A 12472-nucleotide genomic window follows, 5' to 3' on the forward strand; every position below is an offset into this window, starting at 1 on the left:
TTTTGTTCACCTCGTTAGCTCAAAATAATAAGAAACAGCTGCTAATAGATACAAAGGCGCTGTTTCTGTACGTAAAATCCTTGGTCCTAGACTACAAGAAATAAAACCATTCTTGTGAAGAAGGGTTACTTCTTTTTCAGTAAGACCACCTTCTGGACCTACAACAATTAATAGGGTTTCCCCAGTTTTCATCTTATCAAAGGTTGAAGCTAGGTTTGATTTTTCGCCCCTTCTTGCTTCTTCTTCATAGGCAATTAATTTATAATCATGGTTTGCACTTAGAGAAATTAACTGTTTAAAGGAAATTGGTGCTTGTACGGTAGGTATTTTTGAACGATGAGATTGCTCTGCAGCTTCCTTTGCGATTTTATTCCAACGTTCAACCTTTTTACTGCCTTTTTTCTCATCCCATTTTACAATTGAACGAGCCGCAATAAAAGGGACAAACTCACTTGCCCCTAGTTCTGTTCCCTTTTGTATAACATATTCAAGTTTGTCCGCTTTAGGCAACCCACTCACAATCGATACATTAATCGGTAACTCAACTGAGTTCTTCATCCATTCTACAACATTGGTTAAAACTGATTCATTGGTAATTTCAGTAATCTCACATCTAGCAACTTTTCCATCTGAATCACAACAATATAATTGATCGCCAACGTCCATGCGCATTACACGTGCAATGTGATGTACATCTTCACCACTAATATTCGCTTTATTGTTTACTATATTTTCTACGAAATATCGTTGCAAGGTGCTTCCCACCACCAGTTTTGGTCATTTAATTTTTTCTTGCGATAAATGCAACCCAATCTTCCATTACAACTGTTTCTTCAATCGTGAAGTTTGCGGCTATTAAACCTTCTTTCACCTCTTCTTTTTTTGCAGTAATAATTCCTGAAGTGATAAAAAGCCCACCTTGTTTCAATACCCTATTTGCATCATTCGTAAATAGTAGAATGATTTCTGCTAAAATATTTGCAACAATCACATCAACCGGACCCTGAACATTGGCCAGCAGGTTGTTCTGTGAGATTGAAACAATCTGTTCCACTTTGTTTAACTTCACGTTTTCACTTGCACTTTCTACTGCAACAGTGTCTAAGTCAAATGCACTAACTTCTTTTGCACCGAGCATTGCAGACGCAATACTTAGAACGCCTGAGCCTGTTCCAACATCAATTACCCTGTCATTTTTTTGAACCGTTCTTTCTAGTGCTTGGATACATAATACTGTAGTAGGATGTGTACCTGTTCCAAATGCCATACCAGGGTCTAACTCAATAATTAGCTCATCACTACTCACAGGCTCATACGTTTCCCATGTTGGAACAATTGTAAATTTCTCAGAGATTTTAACTGGGTGATAATACTTTTTCCAAGCAGTAGCCCATTCTTCTTCATTTACTTCACTTATAGTTACTTTATTATATCCTATATCTATTCCAAACGAGAGTAAGCCATTAATCGCCTCTTTTATTTCATCTACCGTTTCAGATAGAAAACTAGTAACAGGCAGGTACGCCTTAATAATTACCCCTTCTTCAGGATAATCATCTGGGTTGAGTTGGTAAATCTCACCAAAGATTTGTTCACGTTCCTTGGTCAAATCGAAAAGGTCTTCAATGACAACTCCACTAGCCCCCGCTTCATGCAAAATATTTGAAATAGGTTCAACTGCTTCTTGTGTAGTGTGTATGCTTATTTCAGACCATTTCATAATCTACCAACTCCATTATAATAATATTAACCATTTGACACTTCCGCTTTTCCCATTGTCGAGCTTCGGGCGCTATCGGCTCTATGGTATAAGCCAATCACTTACAGAAGGAAAGTTCACCTTCTGCAAGTGCTCGTCTTATGCTTTACTAGCACAGGATGTGCTGATGTCGATGTTCGCCACAGGACGTGGCGGGTTTTAATCGACTTTCTTCGAGATGAGCGCCCTCCGCTTTTCTATACTATTCACCTTTAAAAGCTCTTTTTACCTTCGCAAAAAAACTATCATGTTGTTCGTCAGGTGCCTCATATCCACTTAGATCAGTAAATTCACGAAGCAACTGCTTTTGTTTTTCAGTCAACTTTGTAGGTGTGATTACACGTACTTGAATGTGTTGATCACCTTGTCCATAACCACGGACATTAGGAACACCCTTACCACGTAGGCGGAATTTCGTTCCAGTTTGTGTACCAGCAGGGATTTTCAACTTAATCTTGCCGTGTAATGTTGGAACTTCAACTTCATCGCCTAACGCTGCTTGAGCGAATGTTAAAGGCATTTCACAATAGATGTCGTCTCCATCTCTCTCGAAGAATTCATGTCCTTTTACATGGAATACTACATATAGGTCACCAGAAGGCCCACCATTAATACCTGGTTCACCTTGACCAGAAACTCGTAGTTGTTGACCATCATCAACACCAGCAGGAATTTTCACGTGAATTTTCTTACGTTTTTTCACTTTTCCAGACCCGCCACAAGTTGAACATTTGTGCGGTATCATTTTTCCTGTACCATTACAGTGGTTACAAACACGACGGTTAACAATACGTCCAAAAGGTGTGTTTTGTTCTACATTAAGTTGACCAGAACCATTACAGTGTGAACATGTATTTGTCTTTGTACCTGGTTTAGCACCTGAACCATCACATGTTTCACATGTTTCTTCTCGCGGTATTTCAAGATCGGTTTCCTTACCAAATACAGCTTCTTCAAATTTAAGTGTCATTGTGTATTGTAAGTCGGCCCCTTGTCTAGGAGCGTTCGGATCACGACGTCGACCACCGCCGCCGCCAAAGATGGAGCTGAATATATCTTCAAAGCCAAAACCACCACCGAAGTCCCCACCTCCGCCAAAGCCTTGGTTTGGATCAGTATGTCCGAATTGATCATAATGTGAACGTGTTTGATCATCACTAAGGACTTCATACGCTTCTTTTACTTCTTTAAATTTATCAGCTGCGTCTGCTGCTTTATTAATATCTGGGTGATATTGTTTAGACAGTTTTCGATATGCTTTTTTAATTTCATCCTTTGATGCACCCTTACTAATACCAAGTACATCATAAAAATCGCGTTTACTCATTAAAAACCCACTCCCGCTTCCTTTCACATAAAGATTATTTTATCATTTCTCAAAAGTAAAAGGCAATATTTTATATGAAAAGCGCAGAGCGCCTGTTTATCGAGTTATGACCAAAGGTCCGATAGCGCCCGTAGCTAGACTGAAAAACTAAGTTCAAATTTTATTTATTTTTTAAATCTTTTTTGATGGTGCCTAATTCTTGTTATCTACTTAAAAAAAGCCAAAGCCAAGGCATGCCTGACTTCGACTTTTTAATCACGTACTCCGCACAATATTATTTGTCGTCTTTTACTTCTTCAAATTCAGCATCTACAACATCATCTGACTTGTTAGCAGCGTTTTCGCCTTCTGCACCTTGAGCAGCCTGTGCAGCTTTGGCAGCATCTTCATATAATTTCACAGAAAGCTGTTGTACGATTTCTTGTAGAGCATCTTTTTTCGTACGAATTTCCTCTAAATCATTTTTCTCAATTGCCTCTTTTAAAGCATCTTTGGCTTCATTTGCTTTCGTTACTTCAGCCTCATCTACTTTTCCTTCAAGATCTTTTAACGTCTTTTCAGTTGTAAAGACTAACTGATCTGCTTCGTTACGAAGTTCAACTTCTTCTTTACGTTTTTTGTCAGCCTCCGCATTTTCCTCGGCTTCACGTACCATTTTTTCAACTTCTTCGTCAGAAAGACCTGTAGAAGACTTAATTGTGATTGTTTGTTCTTTGTTTGTACCAAGATCTTTTGCTCGAACATTTACGATACCATTTTTATCGATATCAAAGCTTACTTCAATTTGTGGAACACCACGTGGTGCCGGTGGAATATCAGATAATTGGAAACGACCTAATGTTTTGTTATCCGCAGACATTGGACGCTCACCTTGAAGTACATGGATATCCACTGCCGTTTGGCTATCTGCTGCAGTAGAGAAAACTTGAGATTTACTTGTCGGGATTGTAGTGTTACGTTCGATTAACTTAGTAAACACTCCACCCATTGTTTCAATACCCAATGACAAAGGCGTTACGTCTAGTAACACAACGTCTTTAACATCTCCTGTTAATACTCCACCTTGAATCGCAGCACCTAATGCAACAACTTCATCTGGGTTTACCCCTTTATGTGGTTCTTTACCCGTTTCTTTTTTAATCGCTTCTTGAACAGCAGGGATACGAGTTGAACCACCTACTAGTATTATCTTGTCAATCTCACTAGCAGAAAGTCCAGAATCTTTAATTGCTTGGCGAGTAGGTCCCATCGTTCTTTCGACTAAACCAGCTGATAATTCATCAAATTTTGCACGGGTCATGTTCACTTCTAAGTGAAGTGGTCCAGCTTCACCAGCTGTGATAAATGGTAGTGAGATTTGTGTAGATGTTACACCAGAAAGATCTTTTTTTGCTTTTTCAGCTGCATCCTTTAGACGTTGCATAGCCATTTTGTCTTTTGATAAGTCAATGCCATTATCTTTTTTGAATTGTTCAACTAAATAATCAATAATGATTTGGTCAAAGTCATCTCCACCTAGGCGATTATCCCCAGCTGTTGCCTTAACTTCAAACACGCCATCACCTAACTCAAGGATTGATACGTCAAATGTACCGCCACCTAGGTCATAGACAAGGATTGTTTGATCTTCATCTGTTTTATCTAAACCATATGCAAGTGCTGCTGCTGTTGGCTCATTGATAATACGTTCAACTTCTAAACCTGCAATTTTACCAGCATCCTTAGTAGCTTGTCGTTCTGCATCATTAAAGTATGCAGGAACTGTAATAACTGCTTTCGTTACAGGTTCCCCAAGATATTCTTCTGCATAACCTTTTAGATATTGCAGAATGGCTGCTGACATTTCTTGTGGAGTATATTCCTTACCTTCTACTTCAACCTTATGGTTTGTTCCCATATGACGTTTAATAGAAATAATTGTATTTGGATTTGTAATTGCTTGACGTTTTGCAACTTCTCCTACCTGACGTTCTCCGTTTTTAAACGCTACGACAGAAGGAGTTGTACGATTGCCTTCAGGATTTGGGATTACTCTTGCTTCTCCGCCTTCCATTACAGCAACACATGAATTTGTTGTTCCTAAGTCAATACCAATGATTTTACTCATTATAAAAAACCTCCCTGTATTTCAATTTATATAGTTATCTATCCGTAATTTTTAGCTTTGTTTGCTAGTATGTAATGCCTTATTGATTGACCTTGACCATAGAAGGACGAATGACTCTATCTTTTAACTTATATCCTTTTTGGAATTCCTCAATAATTGTGTTGGATTCAAATTCAGCATCTTCTACTTGCATAACTGCTTGATGTATTTGAGGGTCAAATTGCTTACCAACTGCTTCAATTACCTCTACACCTTCACTTTTTAGTGCGTCAATTAGGCCACGATAAACCATATCCATCCCTTGCAGAAGTGATTTTGTTTTATCATCATCAACATCGACCTTCATCGCCCTTTCAAAATTATCTAGTGCAGATAACAAATTTGAAACTAAGCTTTGCGCACGGTATTTTTCTGCTACTTCTTGGTCAAGTTTAACTCGACGTTTATAGTTTTCAAAATCCGCTAGAACACGGTACGTTTTATTTTCAGATTCAGCTAGTAGTTGTTCAAGTTCAGCGATTCTCTCATTGGCTTTCTCAAGCTCACTTTGTTTTGAGTCAGATGTATTGTTGTCATTTACTGTTTCGTTTCCTTCCACAATAACTTCTTCAACAGGGACTTCATCAACTTGGTCGTAATTAACTTGATCTTCTACTGCGTCATTTTCTTTTGTAATATTTTCGTTAGCCAATTATTTCACCTCCCTTAAATCGATAGGATATAAAATTGATTTTTCACAAGTGATGTTTTAGTAACGGCTCGTTTCATAAGAAAAGCGCAAGGCGCCCGCCTATCGGCGACAAGCATAAGACAAGCCGGCTGGAAGGTTGTTCTTTACCTTCCGGACGGATTGGCTTATACCATAGAGTCGATGGCGCCCGGAGCTAGACACTAAAACTTGGTACAAATTTTTATACTTTCTTATCTTTTAAGAAAAGCGCAAGGCGCGCCTGTAGCTAGACACTAAAACCAGGTACAAACTTTTATACTTTCTTACCTTTGGAAAAAAATAAATCTTTTCAAGTATGTAACAGGGAATGCCCTTCCCCTGTATCCCTTACTAAATATAGCCACTGCTAATCATTTTGATACAATTTTGTTAGTACATTCGTCAAATCTGTGCTAATTAGACTTAGTAGACTAACAACACGCGAATATTCCATGCGGGTTGGCCCAAGTAAAGCAATTGATCCTAATTGTTCAGTACCTACTGAATAGGTTGCCGTGATTAAACTACAATTTTCCATAGCACTAACTCTGTTTTCACGGCCAATTTTGATGTTTATTCCCGTTTTATTTGTACGTAGTAACTCATAAAATTCTTTCTCTTGTTCAATCATTGTTAATAAAGAACGAATTTTTTTAATGTCATTAAATTCAGGTTGGCTTAGCATATTTGTTTTACCTCCAAAGTAAACTCTTTCTGCTGATTGGAGGTTAAACGTACCTGACACAGCCTGTAATAAACTATCATAATTTCTTATATGCGCCTTAAGTATTGCCGCTACTTCTTTATAGATTTTATCATTCAAATCAACTAATGGGACACCACTTAATCGTTCATTGAGAATATTCACCATTTTTTCAATGTCAGCAGGATCAATTGAACCTGGGAACGTGATTGTTCGATTTTCTACATGACCCGTATCTGTAATAATAATTGCAACGGCAGTATCTCTGTTAATGGGAATAATTTGCAGCCTCTTTACCTTGTTTTCACTAACCTCAGGCCCTAATACAATCGATGTATAGTTTGTTAACTCAGAAAGAATCTGGGCAGATTTTTGAACGACTTTTTCTAACTCATAAATTCGCTCAGCAAAAATAGAGTTTATTTCATCTTTATCTTCTTTTGAAACATTTTGTGGTGATAATAGATGATCTACATAGTATCTGTAGCCCTTTTCTGAGGGAATTCTCCCTGAAGAACTATGGGTTTTTTCAATGAACCCAAGCTCTTCTAAGTCCGCCATCTCATTTCGAATTGTTGCAGAGCTATATGAGATTTCATCTTTTTTCGACAATGATCTTGAGCCTACCGGCTGGGCAGATTGGATAAAATCATCTATTATTACCTGAAGAATTAATAGCTGACGATCTGTTAACAAGGAACATCACCTCTGTTAGCACTCATTAAACGCGAGTGCTAATTCTAATAATAAGTTACCAAATACATACCACGATGTCAACGATTAGATTCCACCAATAAATGCCTGAAACACTTCATTACCTAGAAGCTTTCCTTGTTTCGTTAATCTAATAAATCCATCCTTTTCCTCAAGCAATCCTTTACTGCGTTGTTCTTCTATTTGCTTACCAAACACAGCATCCATACTTTTATTGTATGTTTGATAAAATTTTGGCTTTGAAACCCCTAATGTTTTTCTTAACCCTAAAAATAGTTCCTCTTCCATTTTTTCTTCCTGATTAACTTGATGGGATTCAACATACGGAAATCCAGTTTCTTCAATTTTTGACATATACTTTTTTAAAGGACCTGCATTTGCTATTCTTTTCCCATTTACATAACTATGGGCGCCCGCTCCAATCCCAAAATATTCGTCATTATCCCAATAAGTTAGATTATGCTTGCTTTCATACGCCTTCTTAGCAAAGTTACTTATCTCGTACTGATGATAGTTATGTTTCTCCATCTCATCCATTAATAACTCATACATTTCCGCCTCGTTATCTTGACTTGGTAAGGACAATTTCCCTTTGCGCATCAAGTTATAGAACACTGTTTTAGGCTCGATAATTAAGGAGTATCCCGAAAAATGCTCAACATCGAGCGAAAATGCTGCATCAAGCGTTTGTTTAAAGTTCGCTATTGTCTGATCAGGTAGAGCATAAATTAGATCAATGCTAATATTATTAAATCCAACTTCTTTTGCATGTTCAATTGAACGAAATACATCCTTCTGTCGATGGGTCCTTCCAATTTTTTTAAGTAAATTATCGTCGAATGTTTGAACACCAAAGCTTAATCGATTTACGCCCCCTTCTCGCAATAATTGAAGTTTTTCCTTTGACAAATCACCTGGATTTGCTTCGAACGTAAATTCGACTTCCTCGGAAAGTGGTTTCATATATCTGTGAATACTTGTTAAAAAAAATTCCATTTGTTTCATGTCTAACACAGTTGGTGTACCACCCCCAACAAAGATCGTGTTCAACCCCTTAGTCGGATGTGCTTCCATTGTATTTTTCATCTCTAGTTCCATTGATTGAAGATATTCTTCTACAGGTTGTCCTTTTAAATACACCTTATTAAAATCACAATAATGGCAGATTTGCTCACAGAATGGGATATGAAGATATGCAGCTTGTATCAAAAGATCACTACTTTCTAATTGGTGCAAAACACCTTTTATAGTTAAAAGAAATACCGCAGAAATTCTGCGGTATTTTACTATGTTTGTTCACTATAATCTTAGTTTTACTGCTTTATAATTTCAATTATTTAGTATCGTCCATTTTCAAGACAGCCATGAATGCCTCTTGCGGTACTTCAACGGACCCTACTTGTTTCATTCGCTTTTTACCTTCTTTTTGTTTTTCAAGTAGCTTACGTTTACGTGAAATATCTCCACCATAACACTTAGCTAGTACGTTTTTACGCATTGCTTTAATTGATGAACGTGCAATAATTTTTTGTCCAACTGCTGCTTGAATCGGAACTTCAAATTGTTGACGAGGAATTAATTCCTTTAACTTTTCTACAATAATTTTCCCTCGATCATAAGCAGAATCTTTGTGGACAATGAAAGATAGTGCATCTACCTTTTCAGCATTAAGTAGGATATCCATTTTAACTAGTTTAGATGGCTTATAGCCAATTAATTCATAGTCAAAAGAAGCATAACCTTTTGTATTGGATTTTAGTTGATCAAAGAAATCATAGACAATTTCAGCTAATGGGATTTCATAAACGATACTAACTCGATTTTCATCAAGATATTGCATATCCATAAAGTTTCCACGCTTATTTTGACACAATTCCATAACTGCACCAACATAATCATTTGGCACCATCATTGTTGCCTTTACATATGGTTCCTCGATGCGGTCGATTTTCTGAGGATCAGGCATATTGTTAGGATTATCCACTCTTTGGTCTGTACCATCTGTTAAAAATACATTGTATATAACACTTGGAGCTGTTGTTATTAGGTCGATTTTAAATTCACGCTCAATACGCTCTTGAACTATTTCCATGTGTAATAGTCCTAGGAAACCACAGCGAAAACCAAAGCCAAGTGCTTGGGAAGTCTCCGGTTCAAATTGTAATGCCGCATCATTTAACTCTAGCTTCTCTAGAGCATCACGTAAATCATTGTATTTAGCTGTATCAATAGGATATAACCCACAAAACACCATTGGGTTTAGTTTACGATAACCTGGTAGCGCTTCAGTTGCACCATTTTTAGCATTCGTAATCGTATCACCAACTCGTGTATCTCCAACATTTTTAATAGCTGCTGTTAAAAAACCAACATCTCCAACAGTAAGTTCTGTTAGCAGGGTAGCTTTGGGTGTGAATACCCCTACTTCTGATACCTCAAACTCCTTACCAGTTGCCATCATCTTAATCTTATCGCCTACTTTAACAGTACCTTCAACGACACGAATATAAGCGACAACCCCGCGGTAGGCATCATATAAAGAATCAAATATAAGTGCCTTTAAAGGTCCACCAGGATCACCCTGAGGTGCTGGTACTTTGGCTACAACCTGTTCAAGAATTTCTTCTATCCCTATTCCTGCTTTTGCAGAGGTTAATACAGCTTCTGAAGCATCTAATCCGATTACATCTTCTATTTCCTGTCGTACCCGCTCAGGATCAGCACTTGGTAGATCTATTTTATTAATAATCGGTAATATTTCCAAGTTGTTATCCAAGGCTAAATACACGTTAGCTAGTGTTTGGGCCTCAATCCCTTGTGCCGCATCAACAACAAGTACAGCTCCTTCACATGCCGCTAGGCTTCGTGACACCTCATAAGTAAAGTCGACATGCCCTGGTGTATCGATTAAATGAAAAATATATTCCTCGCCATCATTGGCTTTATATTTCAACTGAACAGCATTTAGCTTAATTGTGATTCCACGCTCACGTTCAAGGTCCATCGAATCTAGTAACTGATCCTTCATTTCACGGCTAGTAAGTGCTGATGTTTTTTCTAAAATTCGGTCTGCTAATGTAGACTTACCATGATCTATATGAGCAATAATTGAAAAGTTCCGTATTTTTTCTTGTCTTTTAAGTCTGTCTTCTCTGTTCATTCTATTCACTCCTACCATTCTCGGGGCTACTCAACAATAAATAGCCTAATTACCTTGAAAAGCGCAGGGCGCCCGCCTATCGGCGACAAGCATAAGACGAGGCGGCTGGAAGGTTGTTCTTTAACCTTCCGGACGGATTGCCCGAAATGCGTAAGCGCCTTGGTCAGAAACGAGAAAACTGGAGACTCCGCCGAAAGAAGCGTTCTTTGCTTCTGTAGGAGGAGTTGAAGTTTCTCGAGTTTCTAGGCGCTGGAGCAAGACAGGCTTATGACCTCGAGCCGATGGCGCCCAGAGCTAGACACCAAAACTAGGTACAAAATTTTATACTTTCTTCCCTTTATAGAAAAAGGAAGCAATAAAGCTATAACGTTCTGCTCTAAGTTATTACCGTCTCTATTTATTTATGTTCGGTAAAACATACATGTCATTGATTATATCAATACAGAGCTTATTATTCAATTAGAATAGAAAAAGAGAGTTCAGCAATTAATACGCTAAGAACTCCCCTTTCACCCTAGAACTTATCAATTATTCCATCAATACTAGAAGAAACAACAAATAATAGTTTTTCCAACAGCATGCTCACGCCTTCTGCTAGCTTTTTCCCGATTGACGTAAATAAATTGAAGGCCTCCGTTTGTTCAAGCTTTCTTTGTTTCTCTTCGATATCATGACTGTTTACTCTTATTCCTAGCACAGATGCTTCTACATCACCTGTTCCATTGTCGGTAATATTGAATGCACCTTGAAGAGAAGGATCATCAAGCCCCCGCATTTTCTTCATACCTTCATTTGCCTGCTGCATTCCTAACAACACCCCAAACAGTAGGATTGTTGTAATAAAAAAGCACTTCATCATAAATTTCACCATTTGTTATTACTCCTTAATAAGAAAAGCGCAGGGCGCCCGCCTTTCGGCGACAAGCATAAGACGAGCCCTGACTGAAGGCGTTCTTTGCCTTCGGGAAGGGATTGTCTTATGACCTCGAGCCGATGGCGCCCGGAGCTAGACACTAAAACTAGGTACAAACTTTTATACTTTCTTACCTTTTAAGAAAAGCGCAGGGCGCCCGCTTATCGGCGACAAGCATAAGACGAGCCGGCTGGAAGGTTGTTCTTTACCTTCCGGACGGATTGGCTTATACCATAGAGTCGATGGCGCCCGTATTGAGGAACGTCGATTAAAACGTCTTTTGATTACCGTTTTCTATTTTTTGCGGAGTTTCGGGCATCAGACTGCCCTTTTGGTTACCCTTTTTTATTTTTTTCAAGATTTCGGGCATCAGACTGCCCTTTTGGTTACCCTTTTTTATTTTTTTCAAGATTTCGGGCATCAGACTGCCCTTTTGATTACCGTTTTTTATTTCTTTTGAGGTTTCGGGCATCAGACTGCTCTTTTGGTTACCGTTTTTTATTTTTTTCAAGATTTCGGGCATCAGATTGCTCTTTTGGTTACCGTTTTTTATTTTTTTCAAGATTTCGGGCATCAGACTGCCCTTTTGGTTACCGTTTTTTATTTTTTTCAAGATTTCGGGCATCAGATTGCCCTTTTGGTTACCGTTTTTTATTTTTTGCAGAGTTTCGGGCATCAGACTGCCCTTTTGGTTACCATTTTTTATTTTTTTCAAGATTTCGGGCATCAGTCTGCCCTTTTGGTTACCGTTTTTTATTTTTTGCGGAGTTATATTTTTTATACCCGACTCCATTTAGAAATCGCCGATACCAAGGTATCTTGTGCCAGGATTTTTGATCTATTATGCCGTTTAAAGTCTAAAAGGATCAACATATTAAGTCTGATAGTATACGAAAAGCGCAAGGCGCGCGCCCGCCCATCGGCGCGTCGATTAAAACCCGCCACGACAGGTAGCGACAATCGAAGTTAGACACAAATACCAGGTAAAAAAATTATACTTTCTTACCCTTTAAGAAAAGCGCAGGGCGCCCGCCTATCGGCGACAAGCATAAGACAAGCCGGCTGGAAGGTTGTTCTTTA

10 protein-coding genes are annotated in these 12472 nt (G+C 38.3%); all 10 read right to left on the reverse strand.

Going from position 1 to position 12472, the window contains the following annotated elements; translation table 11 throughout:
- Positions 1 to 6: 6 nt before the first annotated feature.
- Positions 7 to 753 carry a 16S rRNA (uracil(1498)-N(3))-methyltransferase gene (locus PY093_RS10925; RefSeq protein ID WP_275645927.1) on the reverse strand — a complete coding sequence of 249 codons (747 nt, stop codon included), beginning with the start codon at positions 751 to 753 and terminating at the stop codon, positions 7 to 9.
- A gap of 28 nt (positions 754 to 781) precedes the next feature.
- Positions 782 to 1720, reverse strand: a complete 939-nt coding sequence (gene prmA, locus PY093_RS10930; RefSeq protein WP_275645928.1) for a 50S ribosomal protein L11 methyltransferase — start codon at positions 1718 to 1720, stop codon at positions 782 to 784.
- 241 nt (positions 1721 to 1961) lie between these two features.
- Complete coding sequence (gene dnaJ, locus PY093_RS10935; protein WP_275645929.1) at positions 1962 to 3086, reverse strand: molecular chaperone DnaJ; 1125 nt, start codon at positions 3084 to 3086, stop codon at positions 1962 to 1964.
- 274 nt (positions 3087 to 3360) lie between these two features.
- Positions 3361 to 5193 carry a molecular chaperone DnaK gene (dnaK, locus tag PY093_RS10940; RefSeq protein ID WP_275645930.1) on the reverse strand — a complete coding sequence of 611 codons (1833 nt, stop codon included), beginning with the start codon at positions 5191 to 5193 and terminating at the stop codon, positions 3361 to 3363.
- A gap of 79 nt (positions 5194 to 5272) precedes the next feature.
- The gene (grpE, locus tag PY093_RS10945; protein ID WP_275645939.1) at positions 5273 to 5869 is read right to left on the reverse strand and encodes a nucleotide exchange factor GrpE; all 597 of its coding nucleotides are present in this window, start codon (positions 5867 to 5869) and stop codon (positions 5273 to 5275) included.
- A gap of 400 nt (positions 5870 to 6269) precedes the next feature.
- Complete coding sequence (gene hrcA, locus PY093_RS10950; protein ID WP_275645931.1) at positions 6270 to 7301, reverse strand: heat-inducible transcriptional repressor HrcA; 1032 nt, start codon at positions 7299 to 7301, stop codon at positions 6270 to 6272.
- Between the two features lie 84 nt (positions 7302 to 7385).
- Positions 7386 to 8528: a radical SAM family heme chaperone HemW gene (gene hemW / locus PY093_RS10955; protein ID WP_275645940.1), complete on the reverse strand. Its 1143-nt coding sequence runs from the start codon at positions 8526 to 8528 to the stop codon at positions 7386 to 7388.
- Positions 8529 to 8652: 124 nt separating this feature from the next.
- Entirely contained in the window at positions 8653 to 10479 is a 1827-nt protein-coding gene (gene lepA, locus PY093_RS10960; RefSeq protein WP_275645932.1) for a translation elongation factor 4, read from the reverse strand.
- A gap of 514 nt (positions 10480 to 10993) precedes the next feature.
- Positions 10994 to 11350: a YqxA family protein gene (locus tag PY093_RS10965; protein WP_275645933.1), complete on the reverse strand. Its 357-nt coding sequence runs from the start codon at positions 11348 to 11350 to the stop codon at positions 10994 to 10996.
- 310 nt (positions 11351 to 11660) lie between these two features.
- A complete protein-coding gene (locus PY093_RS10970) occupies positions 11661 to 12185 on the reverse strand; it encodes a hypothetical protein (protein WP_275645934.1) in 525 nt (174 codons plus the stop codon).
- Between the last annotated feature and the right edge of the window lie 287 nt (positions 12186 to 12472).

This window comes from Cytobacillus sp. S13-E01, from assembly GCF_029193815.1.
Lineage (GTDB): Bacteria > Bacillota > Bacilli > Bacillales > Bacillaceae_L > Bacillus_BV.